This window comes from Flagellimonas sp. CMM7 (genome assembly GCF_021390195.1).
In the GTDB taxonomy this organism is placed as follows: Bacteria; Bacteroidota; Bacteroidia; order Flavobacteriales; family Flavobacteriaceae; genus Flagellimonas.
Genome location: NZ_CP090003.1, coordinates 3,590,895 through 3,617,213 on the forward strand (window position 1 = coordinate 3,590,895; position 26,319 = coordinate 3,617,213).

Here is a 26,319-nt window from a genome sequence, read left to right on the forward strand (position 1 = left end):
TAAATTCTTAAACAAAGAAACAGCTTTCTTAAATTTGCAGCTGATTCCCATCAATTTCGGCTTGAATCTTAGTGTAAATTTCCCGAACTTCACTTATCGGTTGCTAAAGAATCATTAAAACGATTTTTAGCTTAACGATAAGTGTAATTCCAAAAATAGACGGTTAATTTATCTCTGATTTACGAAACGGCTTATGGAGCTGCCTTAATGCGTATAAAACTCATGAACAGCCTTTCCAAGGAAGAAATGTTTTACATTTTCGGGGATAGTTTCCCTGGATTTGTGCAGCGTGTACCACAGTATCTTTTAGCAAGTTTTCTCGGTTTGACTCCCGAATATTTTAGTAAAATCAAGAAAAAGCAACTTTCTTAAACCAGCTTAATTTTTCTGTAAATAGTGCTCCTTACCTTTGTTTTTGGTTAAACAAGGGAGATGAAATTACACCCAAACATTAGTAATAATCAATAGTAGAAAAGCATGAAAAGTTTCGGAATTATACCAATACTATTTTTAATGACCCTGGTTATAGGTTGCAATACCAAGGAATCAAAAATCAAACTTAAAGTTGAGAATACTACTCAAGTAGAGATACCATCCGATACCCTTACAAAACATCTAAAGCCGTTTAATCCTGAATTACCAACCATAGGGCTCTTAATGTTCAATGGAGTCTTACAAGGTGAAGTTATAGCCACTTCAGACGTTTTTGGGAAACCCAATCAAAACATGGAACAGCTGTTTAATGTCATCACCATTGCTGAAACCAAAAAACCGATTACAACGGAGGAAGGCATGCATTTTATTCCCGATTACACTTTTGGGAATACTCCAAAGTTAACGGCTTTGTTTGTTCCCAGCGGTTATGATATGTACGCACAGGTCCGTAATGAAAAAATGGTAGACTTTATCAGAAGGAAAAACGAAGAAGCCGAATACATTGTAAGCAACTGTGCCGGTGCACAGCTCATTGGAGCATCTGGAATAGCCGATGGGCATAAAATCGTCACGTATATTGGAGGAGGAAAACAATTACAGAAAGATTATCCTAATTTAAAAGTTCAAAACTATAGTCTGGTAACCTTTGTTGAAGATGGAAAATTTAGTTCATCCAATGGAAATTTAACAAGCTACATTTCTGCACTAAACTTGTTGGAAAAAATGACAAGTGTTCGGCATAGGGAATTTGTTGAAAGCTATTTGTATATCGACCGTCTTCAAAACTGGAAAAGATAAATACAGACTCGACTCAACACTTAAACCCCAGTATAATTTGCAGGGGTTATTCTTTTAAGTTCATCCTTAATAGCGTCCGAAACTTCCAAAGTATCAATAAAATTAGCAATGGAAACCTGTGTGATTTTTTCATTGGTACGCGTAAGGCCTTTTAAAGCCTCATAAGGGTTTGGGTAACCTTCCCGTCGTAAAATAGTTTGGATAGCCTCAGCCACTACTGCCCAGTTGTTTTCTAAATCCTGTTCAAACTTCTCAGCGTTTAATACCAACTTGTTCAGACCCTTGAGTGTTGAGAGGAAAGCAACCTGCGTATGCCCAAAAGGAACACCTACATTTCTTAATACGGTACTGTCCGTTAAATCACGTTGTAATCTAGAAACAGGAAGTTTTGCCGATAGATGCTCGAAAATGGCATTGGCCAAGCCCAAGTTCCCTTCAGAATTCTCAAAATCGATAGGATTCACCTTGTGCGGCATCGCAGAAGAACCTACTTCCCCTTTTTTAATTTTTTGCTTAAAGTAATCCATGGAGATATAAGTCCACATATCTCTATTCAAATCGATATAGATGGTATTGATTCGCTTTAAACAATCAAATAGGGCGGCCATATGGTCGTAATGTTCAATTTGGGTGGTAGGAAAGGAATGGTATAGCCCTAACTTCTCCTGCACAAATTGTTGTCCAAAAGCTTTCCAATCAATGGATGGGTAAGCCACTTTGTGAGCGTTGTAATTTCCGGTTGCCCCTCCAAATTTTGCAGCACTCGGAATATCGTTCAATAAATTGAACTGTTCTTTTAGGCGTTCCACAAAAACATCAATTTCCTTACCCAATCGGGTAGGGGATGCGGGTTGACCATGGGTCCTTGCCAACATGGGAATTTCTGCCCATTCCGATGCCAAGGCTTTTAATTTTTCAAAAGCTTCGAAATAAAGAGGCACATACACATCGTTCATGGCTTCTTTGATGGACAATGGAATAGCGGTATTGTTGATATCCTGGGAGGTCAATCCAAAATGGATAAATTCCTTGTATTTTTCGAATCCAAGTGCATCAAATTTTTGTTTGATAAAATATTCGACCGCTTTTACATCATGGTTCGTAGTTTTTTCAATTTCTTTAATTGCTAGAGCATCTTCAGCAGAAAAAACTTGATAGATTTTCTGAAGGTCAGGAAATCGTGCAGTGTCAAAGTCTGCCAATTGTGGTAACGGAATCTCGCAAAGTGCAATGAAATACTCGATTTCGACCTGAACACGATACTTGATGAGCGCTTCTTCCGAAAAATAGTTTCCAAAGGCTTCAGTTTTGTTTCTATATCTACCATCGATAGGAGAGATGGCGTTGAGTTGGTTTAAGGACATTGACCGTATTTTTTGAAAACAGCAAAGATACTTATTAGTTAACGTGAGTTCGAATTAAAATACTAGATTTTATTTTTTGAACACTGATAAATATAACTATTGTCACTTCGAGCGCAGTCGAGAAGTCTTTACAGGAACAATTTTTAAATAGGTCTCAACTACGCTCGACCTGACATGAATTTCTAAAATTGAAATCAAAATCATAAAAAATTCATACTTATATCGAACATGAATCAACCAAGGAGTTTAAAAACCAAGTTTCTTAAGATCTGCCAAGGTTTTCCTAGACCGATACTTATACCCTGCCGTACCATCATGGGCAGTTTGTTCCAGGATTAATTTTAGTTCAGGGTGAACCCAATCGAATTTCATGCCCAGATAATATAAACTGGTCATTGCAAATACTTTGGCCGCTACTTTATGTTTGCCAATAAGCCAATCGAAACAAACCGTCATAACCCTTTCCAATTGTTCGTCTGTAATATGCTCTCTAAATGAAACATCCTTTGTTTTAAAATAGGTTTCCATTGTCAATTCGCATACATGTGCCATGGGGCGAATAATGGATTCGGATGTTAGATGCTCTAGTCCCAAGCTGAATTTTTCAAAGTGAGGTAACAAGTATATCAGTTTTTTTCGCATCAAATGATCAAACACCCAACTGGCATTGAAGGAATCGGTTTTGTCCTGCGCAAATATTTCGCACAGCAATGGTTCTGTCAGTTCCGGTAGGCTTACCAATTGGTCTACAAGTGTATTTATTTTTTCTTTGGAGAGTCGACCAGAATTTAATGCTGTATGTAATTGTTGTTTGGTCACAAAATCATATTTTTACTGAAATACCTTAGCCGATGAAAATAGCAAAAAAAATAGCAACCGCCCTGTTAATTATCCTTATTGCAATGCAGTTTTACAGACCTGAAAAAAATATTGCAGAGGGAGAATATGTTGCTGCTTTTGAAGCAGAGACCAAACCAAGTAAAGCAGTGCAGCAAATTTTAGAAACCACTTGTTATGATTGCCATAGTGCCCATACGGTATATCCTTGGTACAATAATATTGCCCCCGTTTCTTATTGGTTGGCCGATCATATTGAAGAAGGTAAAGAGCATTTAAATTTTTCTGATTGGAACAACTATTCGGCTAAGAAGAAAGATCATAAACTAGAAGAGTTGGTAGAAGAGGTGGAAGAAGGGGAGATGCCGTTGAATGAGTACACCTGGACCCACAAAGAAGCTAAATTGACCGCTGATCAGAAAAACCTATTAATGGATTGGGCAAAAGCTACAAGGTCGCTTTATCCAGTAGCTGAGAAACAAGAGTAGGAACACCTTCAGTAGCTGTTTTGGAAATTACTGTTAGGTTTTCAAAACTTGATTGATTTACACTTGGCTTTGGATCAACAAAGTAAATGGGGGTTTCCCTAGCTACAAAATTGATCAGACTTGCAGCTGGGTATACTTGCATGGAAGTTCCAATAATAATCAAAATAGAAGCCTGCTCTGTAATGTGGATTGCTGTTTCCAGCATAGGGACCATTTCTCCAAACCAAACAATGTGAGGGCGCAACTGGAAGCCATGTTCATCTAAATCTCCCAAAACCAAATCCTTTTTCCAATCAAGGACATGGTTTTCATTTTGGGTGCTTCTAACTTTCAACAATTCCCCATGCAAGTGAATAACATGGGAACTCCCAGCTTGCTCATGTAGATTGTCCACATTTTGGGTGACGATACTTATATCATACTTTTTTTCTAATTCCACCAAAGCTTTATGACCGGTATTTGGTGATACTTCCAAAAGTTGCCTACGCCTTTGATTGTAAAAATCAAGAACTAGTTCAGGGTCTCTTTCAAAACCTTGTGGAGAAGCCACTTCCATAACATCATGACCTTCCCATAGACCATTGGAATCCCGAAACGTCTTTAACCCGCTCTCAGCACTCATACCAGCACCCGTAAGCACAACTACTTTTTGTTTTTGACTCATACATCCTAAAAATAAGAAATTCATTTTTCGTTATCTTGTCAGATATGTTTAATGATGATTTGTTGACATATCTTGAAGGTTTTCTTACGGAAGAAAGAAGGCAACGGTTTCTTGATGTATTACAAAAGAGGACCAGGTATCTTACTGTAGCCATTGAAGATGTATACCAATTACACAATACAAGCGCAGTGATTAGAAGTTGTGATGCCTTTGGCGTGCAGGAAGTACATGTGGTAGAAGATCGATATGAGAAACGTTTGGACAAGAACATTGCCATGGGCGCAGAACAGTGGGTAGATGTAACTCGATATCAAACTGCATCAGAATGTATTACTACGCTAAAAGACAAGGGATATCAAGTTGTTGCAACCACCCCACATAATGATTCAAGGTTACTTTCCCAATTTACTCTGGATACAAAAACAGCTCTTTTTTTTGGAACCGAAAAAGAAGGATTGAGTGAAGAGGTTATGCGAAAAGCAGATGGATTCCTTAAAATCCCCATGGTCGGTTTTTCCGAAAGCCTCAATATTTCGGTTTCAGCTGCTATCATTATCCAAAAACTGACAGAGGAATTAAGAGCATCAAATATTAAATGGCAGCTATCTGATATTGAGATACTTGATAAGCGATTGGATTGGACTAAAAAATCCATCAAGGATGCGGAAAGTATTATAAACAGATACCTTTTAAAATGAAGTTTTTGTACTTTAGGACGTAACCAATTAAAAAAAGCAAAATGATTATTCTACTTTACATTTTAGCAGCCATTGTTTTTATCGTTTTAATTTTAGGGTTAATTGCCCCAAAGACCTATGATGTTTCTCGCTCCATAGAGATAGCTAAACCTAAAGCTGAAGTTTATGAAAACCTTAGATTTTTAAAGAACCAGGACGCTTGGTCTCCTTGGAACAAGAAAGATCCCAATATGGAGAAAAAATTTACGGGCACAGATGGCGAGCCAGGAGCTATTAGCTATTGGAACGGAAATAAAGATGTTGGCGAAGGGGAACAAGAGCTTACTAAAATTGTGGATGGGGAACGTATAGAATCTGAACTTCGGTTTTTAAAACCTTGGAAGTCTACATCAGATGCCTATATAACCACAGAGCAAATAGACGGGAATGCCACTAAAGTTACTTGGGGCTTTTCTGGAAAAAACAAGTTCCCTACCAGTATTTTCATGTTGTTTATGAATATGGACAAAGCTGTTGGTGGAGATTTTGAAGAAGGACTGTCCAGTTTAAAGGAATTAATGGAGAAATAGCATAATTATGGAGCAGAATATGATGGGTTGGTTCGAAATCCCAGTCTTGGATATGGATAGAGCCAAAACCTTTTACGATGCAGTTTTTAAAATTAAGATTCAAGTTCAAGATTTTGGAGGAACACTAATGGGGTGGTTTCCATGGGCAGAAGGAAAAACGGGAGCTGCAGGTTCCTTAATTCTTCAACCTGATTGGTATAAACCTAGCAATACAGATGGAGTACTTGTTTATTTTAACAGTATTGATGTTCAAAATGAATTAAACCGAATTGAGAAATCAGGAGGAAAAATTTTAAAGCAGAAAACCCAAATTAGCCCGGAAGTGGGCTATATGGGGTTATTTTTAGATACTGAAGGCAATCGGGTCGCTTTACATTCAAAGGGATGACTATTCCACTAATTCCAGTAGAGCAATATCAAAATCATTCTCAAGAATGACTTTACCATTGGTAACCATAACTTCGGTTTCAGAATAGGTGTCATACAACTTTGTACCATCACCAAAAAATCCTTTTACCCATAGGGATTTTTTGCCTTTTGGTAGATTTAGACCAACAGCGACTTTGTCCTTGTAATCTCCGTTCATATAAGTTCTGGAGAACACGTAGGGAGATTTTGCCAGCCTTTTGTGCTTACCGGCACCAATAGCAGGATGATTTCTACGAAACTGCCCTAATTTTTGCCAGTGTTTGTGTATTTTCTGTGTTTGTGGCAAACTGTCCAAATCCTCCCAATTCATAAAAGAACGTAAAGTAGCATCACCTTCTGCGCCTTCAATGGTAAGGCTCCTAGCCGTTTCGTCACCATAGTACACTTGTGAGGCCCCAGGAGTCAATAACAATACATTTGCGGTGTAAAAAGGTCTTTTACGTTCCTTGTCAAAAGGACTGCCATCATCATGAGAAGTTAAATAGTTTAATACACTCTTTCCCTTTAACTTCGTATTTAAAAGGCGATTGTACTTTTTAAAAATGGTTTCATAATCGTTGTGCGCATCTACTTTCAAATCAAAATTTATAAGACTTTTAAAACCATAATTGAAAAAGTCCACTTTCTTATCTCCAAAATCAAATTCTCTGCCGCCAGAGATTCCGTAATTATAAACTTCACCAACCATATAGAAAGGATTGTTATCCAATATATGATCTGGATTTTTTTTCTTCCAAGTCTCAAAGGCATAGTTGGACTCTTTATATAAGTCTGACCAAGCATTTTCATTTACATGCTTTACGGTATCGACCCTAAAACCATCAACACCAAAATCATTGATGTAATCCGTGAGCCACTTAATTATGTAATACCTAGGAGCCCTTGGGTATCCGGTTCGTTCAAAAAACAACTGTAGTTCATCTAATTCTTGACTTAAACGCCCTTCTTCTTTCCATTTTGCCAACAGCGCATCTGGTAATTCAACAGGGTCGTTAGATTCCGTAAGAATATCTGGAAGATTTTTAACCAAAGTACAGGCAGTTGTATTCTCATAGGTAGTAAACTCACAAGGAGGTCCCGTCCGGACCCATTCTTCCGGCCAAACGGGGTCCTTTTCTGTAACCGGTCCCGTATGGTTCAATACTACATCCAAAAGCACTCGTATGCCTTGAGCGTGTGCAGTTTTCACCAATTTCTCCAAATCTTTTCTTGTTCCAAAACTAGGGTCAATTGCAGTCCAATCTTTGGCCCAATAACCGTGATACCCGTACGTATTTCCTGTGCCTTCATTTGTAGGACCATGTATTTGCTCAACAACCGGAGTAAACCAAATGGAGTTAATACCTAAATCTGTAAAATAACTTTCTTCAATTTTCTGGGTAATTCCCTGCAAATCTCCTCCTTCAAAACCTCTTAAAACAGCAGTTTCTTCCGTTCTGTCAAAACTCACATCATTTTCTGGGTTCCCATTATTGAATCGATCTGTTAAAAGAAAATAGATATTTGCGCCTTCCCAAGTAAAAGGAACTTCTTTTTTAAGAACTACTTCTTCAACTACTTGCGTGTCTTTTTTAGTCGGTTTTTTCACTTCTTTGCAGCCAAAAAGAATGGATAGTATAGACATGACGGTAAGTAGTTTTTTCATCTTTTGGGATTTTAGCTAAAACTATAAAATGAATGCGGAAATATAAAATTTATTTGCACCCTCTGGTCAGAAGCAATTTTTAAAGATGGGAAAAGAAAGTTTTATCTTCTATTTAACACTTTATATTCTTCATAACAACTAGAAACTGCATCTAAAATTTGTAGGTCGTTGGCTGTGTTGATAAAGGATTTGGAATAGCTACAATTGTTAAGGATATCTTCAATATCAACTTTTTCCAGTTGGAGCAATTCTGTAAGTATTTCACGGTCAAATTTTGAAGCTAGGAGGTTCCTAATATCTTCATCTTCTTTGATTTGCCTTAGCTTCCGCATTTGTTTTGGTTTTTTACCAAAAAGATTTCGCAGAAGATCGGCCGGATTCAAAATAGCACCGAGAACTTTTGTTACCGCACTTGGGCTTTTGCTGCCACCTTCATAGCTTTTTTGAAGCCCTGATATACTATATTGATATGCAGTATTGATGGGAAGATTTTTTACATCTATCTCTAAGTAACCCGTTAATTGATATGGCCTTACAATAACTTCTTCCAATGCATAGGCAAGTTCTGTCAGGGATATTTCTGTTCCATCAAACTTGAACATGTCATTAGTGACCCTAACCTTTTGCGATTTAAAACCTAAAAAGGATAGGTATAGGGTATCGTTTACGGCAGCCGGGATTTTGAAATTTCCTTTTTGGTCGGTAATTGTACCGACTACTTTATTAAGGTTGATAACGTGCACGCTAACCATTGGAAAGCTTGTTTGCGCATTGATAACCGTAGCGTTTAATTCTCCTTCAACTATTGTGTCGTTCTCATTTTGAGCAAAACAAACAAATGAAATGAAGGAAAAAAATGTAAGTAGAACTCTTCTCATGCAATCTTTGTAGTCATAAAAGTACTAAACAAAGAAAAATAAATAGGTGTCCACCATCATTTAATATAGAATTAACTAATAAAAGCCTGGTCGTTTTTTACCGCCGCGTTTACCGGAGTTATTTTTTCTACCTCCTCTAAAGGATTTATTGTCCCCACCTTTTCTATGTCCTCTACTTCTATCTCGTTTTCTACCACCGCCTCTTCCTGAACCTCCAGGATTTTTGGAAACTTCAACATTGATAAAACGACCCTCAACCTTAAATTCTGTAAAAGTTTGAAGGACATGATCTGTTACCTGGGCATCTGTGTTGAAAAAGGAGAAACTATCCTTGGTATCTACGTTGAACACGTCTTCTTTTTCAAGGTTTAAGGTATCACGTAAAAAGTCTTTCAAAGACATCCAGTCGTAACCATCGCGTTCTCCTACATTGATAAAGTAGCGCACAGAACCGTTTGACTGCGTGTTGTCACCTTTGGAACGTTCCCTTCTTTCTCCTCGATCTCTTCCATCTTCTGATGAATTTAAATCTCTGGTTTTACTGTAATAGTTATAGAAACGGGTAAATTCTACTGAAATAATTTTTTTGAGCAATTCATCTCTATCAACACCTTCCAAAACATCGTTTATGGCCGGTAGATAATTGTCTATTTCAGGATTTATCTCAGTTTCTTTGATTTTGCTAGCTAAATGGTATAATTGTATCTCACAAATCTCAATACCAGTTGGAATTTTCTTGGATAGAAAAGATTGCTGGATTTTACCTTCTATGGATTTAATCTTTCGTAGCTCCGAACGCGTTACGATTACCATTGAAATCCCTGATTTTCCTGCACGACCTGTACGACCACTTCGGTGCGTATATGTTTCTATTTCATCAGGTAATTGATAGTTGATAACATGTGTTATATCATCAACATCTATTCCCCTGGCAGCAACATCCGTTGCCACAAGCATCTGTACTTGTTTTTTACGGAAGGAATTCATGACCAAATCCCGCTGATTTTGACTTAGGTCTCCATGAAGTGCTCCCGCATTGTATCCATCCTCAATAAGCTTTTCAGCAACTTTTTGGGTATCTCTCTTTGTTCTACAGAATATCACTGAGAAAATACCGGGATTGGCATCTGCAAGACGTTTAAGCGCAGAATAACGATCACGCCCACCAACTACATAGTACTCATGTTGCACCGTTGAAGCTCCGGCATTTTTAGTCCCAACAGTAATTTCTTGGGGTTTATGCATGAACTTCTTAGCAATGGTAGAAACTTCTTTGGGCATAGTTGCGGAAAACAACCATGTAAATTTTTCTTTTGGTGTGTTGGATAAAATGTCCTTTATGTCTTCAAAGAAGCCCATGTTCAACATTTCATCTGCTTCATCTAGCACGCAATAGTCAATTTTAGAAATATCAACCATTTTTCGTCCAATCATATCCTTCATACGCCCGGGAGTGGCTACAATAATCTGCGCTCCGCGTTTTATTTGCCTAGCTTGATCGGTAATGCTGGCTCCACCATAAATGGCTACAGTATTAAGACCTTTAACGTATTTGGAGTATAATTTTAGCTCATTTGTAATTTGCAAACAGAGCTCACGTGTTGGAGATAAGATGAGTCCTTGAGTTGTTCTGCTTTCTGATTGAATTTTTTGGATCATGGGAAAACCAAAGGCAGCAGTTTTACCCGTTCCCGTTTGCGCAAGTGCGACTAGGTCGGTCTCTTGTTCCAATAAAATTGGGATAGCTTTTTCTTGTACTTCTGATGGAGATTCAAATCCTAAATCGGAAATAGCGTCCAAAAGGGGTTTGTCCAACCCTAGGGTTTCAAATTTTGTCATTGTGGTATATACCTTAAATCGCAAATATGTTGTGTTGTATAGAGCGATTTTTGTACTACCTATCCGAGCCCCTCACAACACCATGCCCATACCGGCGGCGTTAATAAAGGCGCAAAGGTACATCAATTTGTTAAAGTGGGAACTATAAAGCCCTGTTTTTGAAGAAAGCAACTAATTTTTGGATGGCAAGACCTCTATGACTTATTTCATTTTTGATCGCTGCAGATAGCTCTCCAAAAGTCTCATTATATCCTTTGGGTTTAAAAATAGGATCATAACCAAACCCTTTAGAACCAAATTCCTTTTTTGTAATCTGTCCCTCCACAATTCCTTCAAAAGAGTAACTTTTGTTTTCAAGATTTAGATGAATCACAGTTTTAAAATATGCGCCTCTATTGGCACTGTCTTTTAATTCGGACAATACCTTGGTCATATTATCTTTTGCATCCTTTTGTTCCCCAGCGTAGCGAGCGGAATAAACCCCTGGAGCACCTTGTAATGCATCAATAAGCAAACCGGTATCATCAGAAAAACAGTCAAAACCATATGTTGAGGTTATATGATCCGCTTTTATTTTAGCATTTTCTTCCAACGTTTTTCCGGTTTCTGGGATTTCATCAAAACAACCAATGTCATCTAATGAAAGCAATTGGATTTCCGAAGGTAAAAGCGCTTTAACTTCTTTTAGTTTGTGTTGGTTATGTGTGGCAAAAACAATTTTCAAGGCAAGAGATGATTTCGTACAGGGTTAAAAATAGTAATTTCGATTATTTAGTAGCAACAAAATGAAATTGAGAATACCACCACCTATAGTTATGTTGATCTTTGCGTGCTTGATGTATGTTCTGAATCGATTTTTGCCTTTTGGCAATTTTGAATTTTTTGGACGTAAAGAACTCGCAATTTTTCTACTTTCTTTAGCTGTTATAATTATGACGTGGGCGATTTTTCAATTTTTGAGGGCAAAAACGACAACAAATCCTATTAATTTGACAAAAACGAGTAGTTTGGTCACTAACGGAATCTTTAAATACACCAGAAATCCTATGTATTTGGGCATGCTGCTGATATTGCTTGCTTTTGGTTTGAAATTAGGTAACGCATTCAATACACTTTTGGCCGCGGGGTTTGTGTATTTTATGAATCATTTTCAAATTGAGAAGGAAGAAAAAGCATTAACGGAGCTTTTTGATAAAGAATACACCATGTATTGTAAAGCAACTAGGAGATGGTTTTAGATGTAAATAGGTGCAAAAAGATGTTTTGTTTGAGCATTTTGTTTTTGGGATATGGGCTGAGTGCGCAAACACAATTCTTTTCTTCTTTTGACCAGACGCAAATTGCTTATTCGGATGAAGGTGAAGGGAAGACTGTACTGCTTATTCATGGATTTATCTCTAATAGCGGAATGTGGGAAAAATCGATTTTAAAGAAAGAGCTTTTAGAATCTGGTTATAGGGTAATTGTCCCAGATTTAAGAGGAAATGGAGAATCCGATCAACCTGAAAACCCAAAAGCATATCAAAATGATGCTGAAGTAAAAGATTTGAAATATCTAATTGACCATTTAAGATTGGAAGAAGTGAATGTTGTGGGCTACTCAAGGGGAAGCATTGTGCTGGCAAAACTTTTGGTAAAAGAAAAACGTATAAAAAAAGCGGTCTTAGGAGGCATGGGTATTGATTTTACCAATCCAGAATGGGATAGAAGAATTCTTTTTATGAATGCTTTCAATGGCAAAACTACGGAAGAAACACAAGGAGCAGTTGATTATGCTACTTCCATTGGTGCAAATCATAAAATTCTTCACTTGCTACAAAAATACCAGCCAGTGACTAGCTTAGCAGAGCTAAAAGAGATTTCTGCTGCAATTTTAGTTATAGCCGGAGACCAGGATTTGGATAATGGAAATCCTTCCGATTTAAAGAATGAGATTCCAAACAGTCAATTGCATATTGTGCATGGAGATCACAATGGAACGTATAAAACGCAATCTTTTTCAACCAAAATAATTCAGTTTTTAGATTAAAAATCAGCATTTTGAAACATTTTACTGAAGATTTTTGACATATCCATATTTATAAACTGTTTTTTGAGGTATCCAATTTCAGGGATAGAATTAATGCTTATTTTTAAATCTTAATTTTCGACGAAATTCATGGTAGAAGTGGGACGTAAGTATGTTTTTGATTTTGATAGCACCTTAACTAGGGTAGAGGCGTTGGATGTTTTGGCAGAAATGACCTTACAGGGAAAATCTAACAAAGAAGAAGTTATTCAGGAAATTCAAGATATTACCAACTTGGGAATTGACGGGGATATCTCCTTTACCGAATCCTTGGAGCGTAGAATACAGCTTTTAAAGGCCCATAAGAATGATTTAGAAGGATTGGTAAGTGAACTTCGGCAGAAGATTTCTAAATCCATAGCATCAAACAAAGAGTTTTTTGAGAAGTTCTCAGATGATATTTACGTGATTTCCTGTGGTTTCAAAGAGTTTATTGATCCTATAGTTCAAGAATACAACATCCCATCAGAAAGAGTGTATGCCAATACCTTTAAGTTTGATCAAGAGGGGAATATAGTCGGTTTTGACGAAGAAAATGTACTGGCATCCCATAATGGTAAGATAGAATGCCTTAAAAACTTGGACTTAGATGGAGAGGTACAGGTAATAGGAGATGGGTATAGTGATTATGTAATGCGAGAAGCAGGTATTGCCGACAAATTTTTTGCTTATACCGAGAATGTACATAGAGAAAAAGCGGCAAACAACGCCGATCATGTAACTCCAAATTTAGATGAGTTTCTTTATGTGAACGATTTGCCCAGAAATATCTCTTATCCAAAAAACAGGATTAAGATTTTATTGTTGGAAAATGTCCACCCTGATGCATTTGAAAACTTATCTGAAGATGGTTTTTCTGTAGAGTTGGTCAAACATAGTTTGCCAGAGGATGAACTTATCGAAAGAATTAAAGGAGTTCACGTATTAGGAATTCGTTCTAAGACCCAAGTAACCCAAAAGGTATTGGATGCAGCCAATAAACTATTGGTGGTAGGAGCTTTTTGTATAGGCACCACCCAAATAGATTTGGAATACAGTAAGAAGAAAGGAGTTGTGGTTTTTAATGCGCCCTATAGCAATACAAGATCCGTTGTAGAATTGGCCATCGGTCATATTATTATGCTCATGCGTAATGTTTTTACTAGAAGTTCAGAAATTCATAACGGCACGTGGAATAAAACTGCGGCAAACTCAAGAGAAGTTAGAGGTAAAAATCTGGGAATTGTAGGTTACGGAAATATAGGCAAGCAAATGTCCATTTTAGCCGAGGCCATTGGTATGCGCGTTTATTATTATGATGTGGCCGATAAACTGCCCTTAGGAAATGTGATTAAATGCGACACCTTGGAAGATTTACTTTCTGTTTCCGATGTGGTAACCTTGCATATTGATGATAATAAAGCCAACAAAGGGTTTATTGGGGAAAGAGAATTCAACCAGATGAGAGATGGAGCAATGTTGATTAACCTATCAAGAGGATTTGTGGTTGATATTGATGCACTCGCCAATGCGCTGAAAACGGGGAAATTAGGGGGAGCAGCTGTAGATGTTTACCCTGAAGAACCAAGGAGCAATGGAAACTTTGAAACCGCACTCCAAGGACTGCCCAACGTAATTCTTACACCGCACGTTGGTGGGAGTACAGAAGAGGCACAACGGGATATTGCGGATTTTGTTCCGAATAAGATTATGGCCTATGTTAACTCTGGAAATACTGTAGACGCAGTAAACTTTCCTAATATTAGACTACCAAAACACACTAATGCGCACCGTTTTTTGCACATCCATAAAAACGTACCGGGAGTAATGGCAAATATCAGTGAGGTATTGGCCAAATATGAAATGAATATTACCGGGCAATATCTATCTACTGATGATAAGGTAGGTTATGTAATTACCGATTTGGACAAGGAATACAACAAGGAAGTTGTAAAGGCGCTTAAGAATGTGGAAAACACCATAAAGTTTAGAGTATTGTACTAGTTTATTTTAGTACTCTCATAATACAGTTGTTCACATTCTGAAATCTTCGTTTCACAACATTTTTATTACACACTTAACTTTTCGATATAAATTGTAGGTAAATTCTTATATAAAATTCACCTTAATGAATATTGGGAAGATCAGATTATTTAAAAAGGGATTTCGGGCATATTATTTACTGGTGATTTCAATTGTTTTTTTGACAATTGTTATACAATCCATGACCCAGTATTCATTGAACCAACAAAGATCTACTGCGCTAATTGTAAACCTTTCCGGAAAGCAGCGAATGCTCAGTCAACGATTGCTCAATGAGCTTTATTCTTGCAGGTACCATAACTGTGATTATGCTGAAATGAAACTCACTCTGAGTAGGTTGTATCAAATGAACAAGTTCTTGCAAGAAGGAAATGAGGGCCTTAAACTAGAACCCTTGGATGACGAAGAAATTCTTCGAGAATTTAGGAGACTGGAACCTCACTTGGAATGGTTAAATAGTGAATTAAAGAATTTTCAAAATTTTAAAAACGTTTCCTTTATTGATGTCAGATATCGAGTAGACCGGTTTTTGTTTATTATGGATGGTATTGTAAACCAGTTTCAGAAAAAAGCCGAAAAAGATATCCGGACCATGATGATTATAGAAGTGGAACTGGCCATATTTTCTATTGTCATCATACTTTTCGAGATATTCTTTATTGTAAATCCCATAATAAACAGAATTGTTGACCAAAAGAAAAAGCTTTCAGAAATAGCATGGCATCAATCCCATGTGTTTAATTCCCACATGAAGAATATTGCAGACCTTCAATATGTTTTAAAAGTGGAGAAAAACCCAGAAAGACAGAGAGAGATTTATGGATTTATTGAAGAAGAATTAAATCATTTGAAAAAGGTGTCGGAGAATATGGTCAAATCATTGGAAGAGACAGCAGATGGCCCTAAACCACATCATTTAATGATTGAAAAAGTAGAAGGCTTCTTGGAAAAGTATAAACTATTGGGGACGGACAAAGTTGTTATTGATGATGATAAGGTTCATTCCGTAAAATAGTAAAGCTTCTATATAATTGCTCAACCAAAAACAAACGTACCATTTGATGAGAAAATGTCATCTTCGATAGACTTATTTTTTCAGTACTTCTTTGGTACAAAGCTTCACTAAAACCATAAGGCCCTCCAATGACCAATACGAGGTTTTTTAGACCGCTGTTCATTTTTTTTTGTAGAAACTGAGAAAATTCCACAGATGTAAATTGTTTTCCTTTATCATCCAAAATAGCCAATGTATCGGCAGGTTGTATTTGTTTAAGAATCAATTCCCCTTCTTTTTCTTTTTGTAGAACCTCGGAAAGGTTTTTACTGTTTTTGATATCAGGAATTACCAAAAATTGAAATTTCACATAATGTTTTAGTCGCTTCTCATAAATAGCTATAAGTTTGGAGAGTTCGGAGCTATCTGTTTTACCAATGGCAATTAATGTAATTTGCATGATCAAAAATAATTTTTTCAAACTAAACAATGGCAATGGACAATAGTCAGGACTAATGTTTTTATTATTTTCGTTAAAACCCCAGCAATAATGATTACCCAGGATCAATTCCAAAAAGAAATAGTACTTATTATAGCAAATGCCATTCGTGAAGATGTTGGGGATGGCGATCATAGTTCTCTGGCATGTATTCCAGAGGAAACTATGGGCAAGGCCAAATTATTGGTAAAAGATGAAGGTATCATTGCCGGTGTTGAGTTTGCAAAACAAGTTTTTGAATATGTAGATCCTAATTTAAAATTGGAAACACGTATTACTGACGGCACTCCCGTAAAGTATGGAGACATTGCTTTTTATGTTTCAGGGAGTTCCCAGAGTATTCTTAAAGCAGAAAGATTAGTGTTGAATGCTATGCAACGTATGAGTGCGATTGCTACAAAGACCAAGAGCTACGTTCAGCTTCTAGAAGGAACCAGTACTAAAATTTTGGACACTAGAAAAACTACTCCCGGAATTAGAGCTCTAGAGAAATGGGCTGTTAAAATTGGAGGAGGAGAGAATCACAGGTTTGCCTTGTATGATATGATTATGCTTAAAGATAACCATATAGATTTTGCGGGAGGAATAACGGAGGCTATACAAAAGACCAGACAATACTTATTGGACACCAACAGAGATTTAAAGATTATTGTAGAGGCAAGAAATTTGAAAGAAGTTGAAGAAATACTTCAATCTGAAGGGGTCTACAGAATTCTATTGGACAATTTTAATTACGAGGATACCAAGACAGCAGTTGCATTAATCGGAGATCGTTGTCTTACAGAATCTTCGGGAGGAATAAATGAAAGTACAATAAGGCATTACGCTGAGTGTGGTGTGGATTATATTTCTTCAGGAGCATTGACCCATTCTGTCCATAATTTGGATTTAAGCCTTAAAGCAGTTTAATGTCGACAGCCATAGAAGAACGATTAGAAAAAATCCCAATTATTAATTGGCTGGTCAGGTTGTTGAAAAACATAAAACTAAAGGCATTTGAGGGGCTTTCCTTTTACGATTTAATGGAAATGTACGTGTTGGGAATTGTAAAAGGCACACTATCCTCAAGAGCCAGTTCCATTGCTTTCAGTTTGTTTATGGCGCTGTTTCCTTTGCTCATATTCTTGGTTACACTTTTGCCGTTTATCATCCCTTATGCAAGTGTGGGAAACGAAAATTTTGATGCACAGTTCTTGCTGTTCCTAGAATCTTTTTTGCCATCTGCAACCAGTGATTACTTTGGGGATATTTATCAACAGATAAAGGACCAAAAGCGTGGAGGATTGTTATCTTCAACCTTTGTGATTTCCATTTTTCTGGTAGCCAATGGCGTAAATGCAATTTTCGGGGGCTTTGAAAATTCGTATCATGTGGAGCTCACCAGAAATTTTTTCAGACAATATTTGTATGCTTTTATGGTAGGATTAATTCTTTCCATTTTACTGGTTATAGGAGCAGTGACATTTGTATACTTTGAGTTTTATATAGTTGAATATACTAGCGAGTATTTAGGAAAGAAACTGGGGTATGATATTGAAAAAAGTGACACCATAGGCATTCAGGTAACCAAAATCTTGTTCTTTATGTTGCTTTCTTATCTTACTACGGCCATTCTCTATTACTTTGGAACGGCAGAAGGAAGAAAGGCAAAATTCTTTTCCGCGGGAGCACTTATGACTACATTGTTGTTTGTACTGACTTCCTATCTTTTTGGGGTGTATGTGGAAAAGTTTGCCAGATACAACGAGTTTTATGGAGCTTTGGGAGGACTATTGATTTTAATGGTGTTTATTTGGTTAAATTCCAATATTCTGTTGCTTGGATTTGAACTGAACGCAACGCTAAATTCTTTAAAGAAAAAACATGAAAAACAGCTTAAGGCTTGATAAATGTGTATTGCTTATTTGTTTGTTGATAGTTCAAATCTCATGGTCCCAAACCGTATTTGGGAAATGGAAGACCATTGATGACCGTAATGGAATTACCAAAGCAATTGTTGAGGTTTATGAAGAAAATGGGCTATTACAGGCCAAAGTTCTTAAAGTTGTTGAGAAAGGAAAAGAAAATGCACTTTGTATAAAATGTAAAGGGGAATTAAAAGATAAGCCCGTTAATGGGATGCAGATTATGTTCAATTTTAAGAAAAACAATAAAGGGGAGTATAGAGGTAACAAGCTTTTTGACCCAGAACAGGCAATGACCTTTAGGGGCAGAGTCTGGTTAGATCCAAAAAACACTAATAGATTGAAAGTGAGGGGGTATTTGGCTTTCTTATACAGAACCCAAACCTGGCATAGACTAGTGGAAGAATAGAAGATTAATAGTATGCCCTATTTTTTAGATGTTGTCCTGCCAATACCTTTAGAAAGACTTTTTACGTACAGTATTTCTGAACAAGAAGCTGGTTTTTTAAAGGCAGGTATGAGAGTTGCCGTTCCCTTTGGCAAATCAAAAATATACACTGCCCTTGCTTTTAATGTTCACAGCAACCCTCCTTTGGCTTATGATGCTAAGGAAATCTACCAGATTTTGGATGAACAACCATTGGTGAATAAATTCCAACTAAAACATTGGGAATGGATTGCACAATATTATATGTGTACTCTTGGCGAAGTGATTCGTAGTGCCCTGCCTAGTGCATTTTTGCTGGAAAGTGAAACTTTGGTATTACTAAACAAGAACACATCGGTAGACGAATTGGGTCTAAAGGATGATGAATTTTTGGTTTATGAAGCGTTACAACATCAATCCGCTTTAAAAATTGGAGAGATAAGTGGTATAGTCGATAAAAAGAATGTATTGCCTCTTGTAAATAGATTAGTTCAAAAAGGAGTGGTTTTGCAAAAAGAAGAACTTTACGAGCAATACGTACCCAAGTTGGTGAGGTACGTAAAGCTTGGGAAGGAATACCATGATGAAACAAAACTTGAAGAACTTTTAGGTAATTTATCAAGAGCACCAAAACAAAGTCAGGTGGTTCTATCGCTTTTTCAGCTACAGGCAAAAAGCAAAAAACCAATACCTATTGCTGATTTGGAAAAAGAAAGCAATAGTTCTAGAGCTGTGATCAAGGCACTTATTGATAAATCAATTCTTGAAGAATATCATATTAGGACAGATAGGGTACAATTTGAAGGAGAATCTAAGTCAGAAGAAACGATTTCATTAAATACGTACCAGGCAAAAGCTTTCGATGACATAATGGAGAGTTTTGCTAAAAACAAAGTTGCTTTATTGCATGGTGTTACCTCTTCAGGAAAGACGGAAGTTTACATCAAACTAATAGAGCAATCTCTTCAACAGGGTAAGCAAGCGCTATATCTGTTGCCTGAAATAGCCTTGACCTCTCAATTAATAGGAAGATTGCGGTCCTATTTTGGAAATAGAGTTTCTGTGTATCATTCAAAATACAGCATTCATGAACGTGTTGAAGTATGGAACAATGTAAAGGATGATTCTGATAAAGCACAAATTGTGATAGGGGCAAGGTCATCCTTGTTTTTACCATTCTCCAACTTGGGATTGGTGGTTGTGGATGAGGAACATGAGAATTCTTTTAAACAGTTTGACCCTGCTCCTAGGTATCATGCCCGCGACGCTGCAATTGTTTTAACATCTCTTCATGGAGCATATTGTGTCTTAGGTTCTGCAACCCCTAGTATAGAAAGCATGGATAATGCTAAAAAAGGAAAGTATGGTTATGCCAGTATTCAGTATAGGTACGGGAATGTCTTAATGCCAGATATTACATTGGTTGATATTAAGGAGGCTACCCGGAAAAAGCGCATGAAAGGTCATTTTTCGGAAACCTTGTTTAATGCTGTCTCCGAGGCTTTGGAAGAAGGTGAGCAAATAATCCTATTTCAGAATAGGAGAGGTTTTGCGCCGATTGTTGAATGCACCACTTGCGGTAATGTTACCCAATGCCCTAACTGCGATGTAAGTCTTACGTATCACCAGCATAGAAATCAATTACGTTGTCATTATTGTGGGTATCATATGGCTTTGCAACAGGGGTGTTTGGCCTGTGGAAGCCCTACTTTAGATAAAAAAGGTTTTGGAACCGAGCAAATTCAAGAAGAGTTGAAAGCGCTTTTTCCAGAAGCAAATGTAGGCAGGATGGATTTGGATACTACTCGAGGAAAATACGCATATGAAAAAATAATCACAGCTTTTGAACAGCAAGAAATGGATATTCTTGTGGGTACACAGATGGTTACAAAGGGGTTGGATTTTAGAAATGTAAGTTTAGTTGGCATCATGAATGCAGACTCATTGCTGAATTTTCCTGACTATCGGGCACATGAAAGAAGTTTTCAAATGCTGACCCAAGTTGCAGGTAGGGCAGGGAGAACGCAGAAAAGAGGAAAGGTATTGATACAGACCTATAACCCATACCATCAAATATTACAGCAGGTTACTACAAACAACTATGATAAAATGTTTGAGGAACAATATTATGAAAGGGAGCAATTTAAATATCCACCTCTGGTTCGGATTATTAAAATTACACTAAAAGATAAAGATTATAACAAATTGAATGAGGCTTCACAATGGTTTGCCAGTTCATTGCAGAATGTATTGGGACAACAGATTTTAGGGCCAGAATATCCACCTGTAGCCAGAATACGTAGGGATTACTTAAAAAACATTCTTATTAAGACGTCTAGGACCCAATCAATTTCACAAACAAAAAATAGCATTAAAAGAATTGAAAAATCTTTTAACGCTATTTCAAAGTATAAAAGTGTAAGACTGGTCTATAATGTAGACCACATATAATTTATACGTTAGCTAGTGCTTCTGCTAATTCTGTCTTTTTATTTCTACTTAAAGGAATCTGTCTACCCCCAACCTCAACATTCTTGCTGTTGAATTTTTCAATCTTTTCAAGATTCACAATATAGGATTTATGGATTCTAAGAAACTTTTCAGCAGGTAATTGCTGCTCAAAAGATTTCATTGTAGAAAGAATTACAATATTGGCTTCATCTGTAACCAATTTAATATAATCTCCCAGAGCTTCAATCCATTTAATATCGTTTAAGATAACCTTACGTTTTTTAAGGTTACTTTTTACGAAAATATGTTCTTCATCTTCATCAACCCTATTTATTTGCTCGTACTTTGCTACAGCTCTTTTTACGGAAGACTCAAAGCGTGCAAGTGTAATAGGTTTATGAAGGTAATCGGTCACATCATAATCAAAAGCCTTCAATGCGTAATCCGGCTTTCCAGTAATCAAAATAACCTGCGGAGGGTTCTCCAGAGCCTCCAATAAGTCAAAACCACTAATGATCGGCATTTCAACATCTAGAAAGATTAAATCGATGTCGTGGTTCTTAAGTCCGTTTTTTGCCTCTATAGCGTTGCTGTATTCAGCTACAAGGGCAAGATGTGGGTGATTGTTGACCAATTTTGCAACAGCCATCCGTTGCATTGAGGAGTCGTCTACAATTATACTTTTTAATTTCATAGAATGGGGTGATTTGTAGGGTTTTAAATCATCGGCAAATTACATAAAAAAGGCGTTTAACGGCAACAAAAGATGTAAACATGGTCTATTTTGTTGTGTATATTACCATATACGTCATGTAGGTTTGCTTGGTTCATTTATGTTAATAACTATTAATGTTTAAACGAAGATTTTACGCTTTTCTTGCGAGGAGAAGTAATTATTACTAATTTTGCGCTCCTTTAAAAACATAATATATGAACCATTACGAAACTGTTTTCATTTTAAATCCCGTTCTGTCTGAAACACAGATAGAGGAAACAGTTAAGAAATTTGAAGATTTCTTAATTAAGAATGGTGGCAAAATGGTCTCCAAAGAAAACTGGGGACTTAAAAAATTAGCCTATCCCATTCAACACAAGAAAAGTGGTTTTTACCACTTATTTGAATTCACCGTTCCCGGTGAAGTAATTTCTCCTTACGAGCTAGAATTTAGAAGAGATGAGCGCATTATGCGTTTTCTAACGGTTAAGTTGGACAAGCATGCTATTTCTTGGGCAGAAAGAAGAAGAACTAAATTAAAAGCAAAGGCATAGGGTTATGGCATCTATAGAACAACAAGCAAAATCAAAAAAAGATGGGGAAATCAGGTATTTGACCCCACTGAACATTGAGACCAATAAACAAAAGAAGTATTGCAGGTTTAAAAAATCAGGTATTAAATACATTGATTATAAGGACCCAGACTTTTTAATGAAGTTGGTAAATGAGCAAGGTAAATTGCTTCCTAGAAGACTTACAGGTACATCTTTAAAGTACCAAAGAAAGGTAGCGCAGGCTGTTAAGCGTGCACGCCATTTAGCTTTAATGCCGTATGTTGGCGATATGTTGAAATAAAAAATACTGAAGAATGGAACTTATTCTAAGAGAAGATATACAGGATTTGGGTTTTAAAGACGATGTCGTAACAGTAAAAAACGGTTACGGAAGAAACTACCTTATTCCTAAAGGTTTGGCTGCTTTGGCTACACCATCTGCAAAAAAGGTTTTAGCAGAAAACCTAAAACAGAGAGCGCACAAAGAAAAGAAGGTTATTGATGAAGCCAATAAGAAGGCAGAAGCACTAAAACAATTGGAAATCAGAATTCCTGCAAAAGTAGGGGCCGGTGACAAATTGTTTGGTTCTGTAAACAGTATTGATTTGGCTGCTGCTCTAGATAAGGCAGGTCATCAAATTGATAGAAAATTTATAAACATTCAAGGAGGAACAGTAAAAAGAGTTGGGCCGTATGCTGCCCAAATCAGACTTCATAGAGAAGTGATTGTTGATTTTCCTTTTGAAGTAATCGCTGAAGCTAAGTAAATACTAAGTTTCGGTTAATAACTTGTTAAGAGCTATGCGTGCATAGCTCTTTTTTTTGTTCTATGTTTGTAGATACTCAAAAAACTAACTCACTCATTATGAAGAAAATTTTACCACTTGGGGTACTATTTTTTATGGTATTCACATCGACTTTTTCGCAAGTCACCACATCCAACATCAGGGGTACTGTTGTTGATGATCAACAAGCTCCACTTTTAGGGGCTAATGTTGTAGCTGTCCATACACCAACAGGGACACGTTACGGAGCCATTACCAACGAGGAAGGTAGGTTTAACTTGCTTAACCTTAGAGTTGGAGGACCATATGAAGTGACCATCTCATATATAGGATTTAAAAGCAGTACAAGGAACGATGTATTTCTTTCATTAGGTAAGACGTTTAATTACAACACTGCATTGGTTTCAGATAGCCAGGCTTTGGATGAAGTAATAGTGGTATCTGACCAAACAGGAACTTTTGGTAGTGATAGAACGGGCGCAGAAACAAGTGTTGGGCGACGTGAGTTGACAAGATTGCCAACAATTTCAAGGTCTACAAATGATTTTACTCGATTGGAACCAACTGCAAGTGGAGGGTCTTTTGGTGGTAGAAATGATCAATTCAATAATTTTTCTTTAGATGGAGCCATCTTCAACAACCCTTTTGGATTGGATGCAGCTCAACCGGGCGGACAGACCAATGCCACTCCTATTTCTATTGATGCAATTGACCAAATACAAGTAAGTACAGCTCCTTATGATGTAACACAATCGGGATTTACTGGAGCTTCGGTAAATGCAGTTACTAAAAGTGGTACCAATGAGTTCTATGGAACTGTTTATGGTTTCTTTAGAAATGATGACTTAACCGGTGGTAAGATAAATGGTGATGATGTTTTTAAAACTGGTCTGGAACAAAAACAGTACGGATTTAGTATAGGTGGTCCCATAGTTAAAAACAAACTCTTCTTTTTCGTGAATTTTGAAAAGGATGACCTTACTTCCTTGGGAACAGATGGCTTTGTGCCCAACACAGGTACTGGAGCGGCTAATGAGTCGAGAGTTACACAATCAGATTTTGATTTGGTTGATGGATTGCTAAGGCAAGTTGTTGTGGGCCAAGATGGACAAGGAAATGATATTTTCTATAATCCAGGGAGAATTACCGGCTTCAACTTTGACCAAGAATCCACTAAAGGTATTTTAAAGCTGGATTGGAATATTAATGATAACAACCGGTTGGCCGTCATTTATAATTTCTTGGATGCTTCAAAAGGATTGCCTGCCAACCGAAATGCAATCCAATTTAGAGGACCTGACTTGGCAACTTTGCAGTTTGAAAATGCAGGATATGAAATCAACAACAGAATTCAATCCGTTCAAATAGAATTAAACTCAACCTTGTCCAATAACGCTACCAACAAGTTGCAAGTAGGGTATACACATTTTGATGACTTTAGAAATCCTTTTTCTACACCAGCACCAAGTATAACGATTCTCGATGCTGCTGGAACCTCTAGTTATATTATTGCAGGGCATGAGCCTTTTTCTATCAACAATAGACTAGATCAAAAGGTATTTCAGATTACGGATAACCTAAACTTTTTTAAAGGAGATCATACCTATACCGTTGGTTTCTCGTTTGAAAAATTTCAGTTTGACAACTCATTTAACTTGGGTGTTTATGGTGCACAAGGCGTATTTTTTCCAACAGGAACTATTACAGATTTCCCTGATTTTGCAAGTTCTGGACAGTTACAGGCAGCTTTTGATTCTGCTATCGCGGCAAATAGAGCGTTTAATGAAGCAGGTCCAGGTGTAGCAGGAGGTTGGGCCTTGGCAGAGACTAATGTTGGTCAGCTTTCATTTTATGCCCAAGATCAATGGGACATCACAGATAATTTTAAATTGACATATGGATTACGTTTTGACAAGCCATTGTTTTTTGATACATCAGAGAAAGCACAAGAAGTCATAGATCGTAATTGTTGTTATAACCCTAGTGTTGAGTACACAGATCCGTCAACTGGGGAAACTGCATTTTTCGATTCTACCCAAATGCCTTCTAATGATTGGTTAATATCTCCAAGAGTTGGTTTTAATTGGGACGTTAACGGAGATGCTTCTTTACAGGTAAGAGGAGGCTCGGGAGTGTTCACTGGTCGTTTTCCATTCGTTTGGTTAGGGAACCAAGTAGCTAACCCAAATTTCTTTTTCTACACAGTTGTAGACCCTGACTTTAAGTTTCCGCAGGTATGGAGAACCAACGTTGGTGCGGACAAACGTTTTGAGAATGGTTTGGTGGCAACATTGGACGTTTCCTACACAAAGGATATCAACGGTATACATGTACAAAACTGGGGATTAGCTTCACCATCGAGTACGCTTAATACCACATTTGACCAAAGAGCTTTTTACACAGATGCTGACAAGTCACCTAACTCTGCCTATGTATTTACAAACTCAGATGAGAATGGACGTATTTGGAATATCGCTGGAAAAGTTCAAAAAACTTGGGATGATGGTCTATACGCTCAATTGGGCTATAGCTTTTTAGATGCCAAGAGTGTAAATTCAATAGATGCTGAAATCACCAGTGATGCATACAATGGTAATGCAATAGTGGGTAATTCCAATACAGCGGTCTTGTCCAATGCCAGATACGGAGATAAGCACAGATTTATTGGGGTTATTTCTAAGTCATTCAAGACTGGAACAACAATATCCACCTTTTTTGAATATGCAAAAGGAGGTCGCTACAATTATGTGTATGGAGGAAATATAAATGGAGATGATATTGGAGGAAATGGTGATGGATTCCAAAATGATTTACTTTATATACCTACAGCTTCAGAAATTGGCCAGATGAATTTTAGTGATCCTGCACAAGCTCAGGCTTTTGAAACGTTCATTCAACAAGATGATTATTTGAGTGATAACCGTGGGGAGTATGCAGAGCGTTATGCTGCCTTGGCGCCTTGGAGGAGTACCTGGGATGTTAAAATTCTTCAGGACATTAAGTTGAACGATAAAAACAAATTTCAACTTAGCATAGATATCTTGAATCTAGGCAACCTTATCAATTCTAACTGGGGCGTTGTGGAAATTCCAACCTTTAACCAACTATTGGGAGTTTCTGTGGATGACACCAACACGCCAACCTATACTTTTGACCCTAACCTAACGAGTACTTTTGCTGCTAATACAGCTGAAATCTCTAGATGGAGGGCTCAAGTAGGGGTAAGGTATATTTTCAATTAAAAAGAAATAATTTA

General features: G+C 37.2%; 26 protein-coding genes. 17 read left to right on the forward strand and 9 right to left on the reverse strand.

Annotated elements, in window-relative coordinates; all coding sequences use genetic code 11:
* The first annotated feature begins 513 nt into the window (after positions 1–513).
* On the forward strand, positions 514–1,233 hold the full coding sequence (locus tag LV704_RS16190) for a DJ-1/PfpI family protein (protein ID WP_370636035.1): 720 nt from the start codon (positions 514–516) through the stop codon (positions 1,231–1,233).
* 20 nt (positions 1,234–1,253) lie between these two features.
* Here the strand turns inward: LV704_RS16190 and purB are convergent, their stop codons facing one another.
* Both purB and LV704_RS16200 read right to left on the reverse strand, forming a co-directional pair.
* Positions 1,254–2,597, reverse strand: a complete 1,344-nt coding sequence (purB, locus tag LV704_RS16195) for an adenylosuccinate lyase (RefSeq protein ID WP_163422714.1) — start codon at positions 2,595–2,597, stop codon at positions 1,254–1,256.
* 246 nt (positions 2,598–2,843) lie between these two features.
* Entirely contained in the window at positions 2,844–3,416 is a 573-nt protein-coding gene (locus LV704_RS16200; RefSeq protein ID WP_163422713.1) for an adenylosuccinate lyase, read from the reverse strand.
* 32 nt (positions 3,417–3,448) lie between these two features.
* On the opposite strand from LV704_RS16200, the gene LV704_RS16205 reads away from it, so the two are divergent.
* Positions 3,449–3,922, forward strand: coding sequence for a heme-binding domain-containing protein (locus LV704_RS16205; protein WP_163422712.1), 474 nt, complete (start codon positions 3,449–3,451; stop codon positions 3,920–3,922).
* Here the strand turns inward: LV704_RS16205 and LV704_RS16210 are convergent.
* The gene (locus LV704_RS16210; RefSeq protein ID WP_233782067.1) at positions 3,882–4,610 is read right to left on the reverse strand and encodes an NAD-dependent deacylase; all 729 of its coding nucleotides are present in this window, start codon (positions 4,608–4,610) and stop codon (positions 3,882–3,884) included. The genes LV704_RS16205 and LV704_RS16210 overlap by 41 nt on opposite strands.
* Before the next feature lie 20 nt (positions 4,611–4,630).
* On the opposite strand from LV704_RS16210, the gene LV704_RS16215 reads away from it, so the two are divergent.
* Genes LV704_RS16215 through LV704_RS16225 form a run of 3 tightly spaced genes read left to right on the forward strand, consistent with a single transcriptional unit; the run spans position 4,631 to position 6,241 of the window.
* Positions 4,631–5,284 carry an RNA methyltransferase gene (locus LV704_RS16215; RefSeq protein ID WP_163422711.1) on the forward strand — a complete coding sequence of 218 codons (654 nt, stop codon included), beginning with the start codon at positions 4,631–4,633 and terminating at the stop codon, positions 5,282–5,284.
* Between the two features lie 41 nt (positions 5,285–5,325).
* Complete coding sequence (locus LV704_RS16220; protein WP_163422710.1) at positions 5,326–5,853, forward strand: SRPBCC family protein; 528 nt, start codon at positions 5,326–5,328, stop codon at positions 5,851–5,853.
* Between the two features lie 7 nt (positions 5,854–5,860).
* On the forward strand, positions 5,861–6,241 hold the full coding sequence (locus tag LV704_RS16225; RefSeq protein WP_163422709.1) for a VOC family protein: 381 nt from the start codon (positions 5,861–5,863) through the stop codon (positions 6,239–6,241).
* Here the strand turns inward: LV704_RS16225 and LV704_RS16230 are convergent, their stop codons facing one another.
* From LV704_RS16230 to LV704_RS16245, 4 genes are all read right to left on the reverse strand, one after another.
* On the reverse strand, positions 6,242–7,927 hold the full coding sequence (locus LV704_RS16230) for an alpha-amylase family glycosyl hydrolase (RefSeq protein ID WP_163422708.1): 1,686 nt from the start codon (positions 7,925–7,927) through the stop codon (positions 6,242–6,244).
* 101 nt (positions 7,928–8,028) lie between these two features.
* On the reverse strand, positions 8,029–8,805 hold the full coding sequence (locus LV704_RS16235) for a carboxypeptidase-like regulatory domain-containing protein (protein WP_163422707.1): 777 nt from the start codon (positions 8,803–8,805) through the stop codon (positions 8,029–8,031).
* A 75-nt stretch (positions 8,806–8,880) separates the two neighbouring features.
* On the reverse strand, positions 8,881–10,644 hold the full coding sequence (locus LV704_RS16240) for a DEAD/DEAH box helicase (RefSeq protein ID WP_163422706.1): 1,764 nt from the start codon (positions 10,642–10,644) through the stop codon (positions 8,881–8,883).
* A 142-nt stretch (positions 10,645–10,786) separates the two neighbouring features.
* A complete protein-coding gene (locus tag LV704_RS16245; protein WP_163422705.1) occupies positions 10,787–11,368 on the reverse strand; it encodes a non-canonical purine NTP diphosphatase in 582 nt (193 codons plus the stop codon).
* Positions 11,369–11,480: 112 nt separating this feature from the next.
* On the opposite strand from LV704_RS16245, the gene LV704_RS16250 reads away from it, so the two are divergent.
* From LV704_RS16250 to LV704_RS16265, 4 genes are all read left to right on the forward strand, one after another.
* Complete coding sequence (locus tag LV704_RS16250; protein ID WP_370636073.1) at positions 11,481–11,882, forward strand: isoprenylcysteine carboxylmethyltransferase family protein; 402 nt, start codon at positions 11,481–11,483, stop codon at positions 11,880–11,882.
* Positions 11,883–11,911: 29 nt separating this feature from the next.
* Positions 11,912–12,673 carry an alpha/beta fold hydrolase gene (locus LV704_RS16255; RefSeq protein ID WP_233782068.1) on the forward strand — a complete coding sequence of 254 codons (762 nt, stop codon included), beginning with the start codon at positions 11,912–11,914 and terminating at the stop codon, positions 12,671–12,673.
* A 129-nt stretch (positions 12,674–12,802) separates the two neighbouring features.
* Positions 12,803–14,695: a phosphoglycerate dehydrogenase gene (gene serA / locus LV704_RS16260; RefSeq protein ID WP_163422702.1), complete on the forward strand. Its 1,893-nt coding sequence runs from the start codon at positions 12,803–12,805 to the stop codon at positions 14,693–14,695.
* A 220-nt stretch (positions 14,696–14,915) separates the two neighbouring features.
* A complete protein-coding gene (locus LV704_RS16265) occupies positions 14,916–15,749 on the forward strand; it encodes a type IV pili methyl-accepting chemotaxis transducer N-terminal domain-containing protein (RefSeq protein WP_163422701.1) in 834 nt (277 codons plus the stop codon).
* On the opposite strand, the gene rlmH is transcribed toward LV704_RS16265, so the two are convergent.
* A complete protein-coding gene (gene rlmH, locus LV704_RS16270) occupies positions 15,715–16,188 on the reverse strand; it encodes a 23S rRNA (pseudouridine(1915)-N(3))-methyltransferase RlmH (protein ID WP_163422700.1) in 474 nt (157 codons plus the stop codon). The two genes, LV704_RS16265 and rlmH, sit on opposite strands and share 35 nt — an antisense overlap.
* Positions 16,189–16,278: 90 nt before the next feature.
* Here rlmH and nadC point away from each other — a divergent pair, with 90 nt between their 5' ends.
* The 4 genes from nadC to priA are packed head-to-tail and all read left to right on the forward strand — an operon-like array spanning position 16,279 to position 21,009.
* On the forward strand, positions 16,279–17,136 hold the full coding sequence (gene nadC / locus LV704_RS16275; RefSeq protein ID WP_163422699.1) for a carboxylating nicotinate-nucleotide diphosphorylase: 858 nt from the start codon (positions 16,279–16,281) through the stop codon (positions 17,134–17,136).
* Positions 17,136–18,113: a YihY/virulence factor BrkB family protein gene (locus tag LV704_RS16280; protein WP_163422698.1), complete on the forward strand. Its 978-nt coding sequence runs from the start codon at positions 17,136–17,138 to the stop codon at positions 18,111–18,113. The genes nadC and LV704_RS16280 overlap by 1 nt, the downstream gene beginning before the upstream one ends.
* Entirely contained in the window at positions 18,091–18,540 is a 450-nt protein-coding gene (locus LV704_RS16285; protein WP_163422697.1) for a DUF2147 domain-containing protein, read from the forward strand. The genes LV704_RS16280 and LV704_RS16285 overlap by 23 nt, the downstream gene beginning before the upstream one ends.
* Positions 18,541–18,552: 12 nt before the next feature.
* The gene (gene priA, locus LV704_RS16290) at positions 18,553–21,009 is read left to right on the forward strand and encodes a primosomal protein N' (RefSeq protein WP_163422696.1); all 2,457 of its coding nucleotides are present in this window, start codon (positions 18,553–18,555) and stop codon (positions 21,007–21,009) included.
* Between the two features lies 1 nt (position 21,010).
* Here the strand turns inward: priA and LV704_RS16295 are convergent, their stop codons facing one another.
* Complete coding sequence (locus LV704_RS16295; RefSeq protein WP_147744139.1) at positions 21,011–21,703, reverse strand: LytTR family DNA-binding domain-containing protein; 693 nt, start codon at positions 21,701–21,703, stop codon at positions 21,011–21,013.
* A 236-nt stretch (positions 21,704–21,939) separates the two neighbouring features.
* Here LV704_RS16295 and rpsF point away from each other — a divergent pair, with 236 nt between their 5' ends.
* From rpsF to LV704_RS16315, 4 genes are all read left to right on the forward strand, one after another.
* A complete protein-coding gene (gene rpsF, locus LV704_RS16300; protein WP_055392374.1) occupies positions 21,940–22,278 on the forward strand; it encodes a 30S ribosomal protein S6 in 339 nt (112 codons plus the stop codon).
* Between the two features lie 4 nt (positions 22,279–22,282).
* Positions 22,283–22,579 carry a 30S ribosomal protein S18 gene (rpsR, locus tag LV704_RS16305; RefSeq protein ID WP_055392375.1) on the forward strand — a complete coding sequence of 99 codons (297 nt, stop codon included), beginning with the start codon at positions 22,283–22,285 and terminating at the stop codon, positions 22,577–22,579.
* A 13-nt stretch (positions 22,580–22,592) separates the two neighbouring features.
* Complete coding sequence (gene rplI, locus LV704_RS16310) at positions 22,593–23,045, forward strand: 50S ribosomal protein L9 (RefSeq protein WP_163422695.1); 453 nt, start codon at positions 22,593–22,595, stop codon at positions 23,043–23,045.
* A gap of 98 nt (positions 23,046–23,143) precedes the next feature.
* Entirely contained in the window at positions 23,144–26,305 is a 3,162-nt protein-coding gene (locus tag LV704_RS16315) for a TonB-dependent receptor (RefSeq protein WP_163422694.1), read from the forward strand.
* Positions 26,306–26,319: the final 14 nt, after the last annotated feature.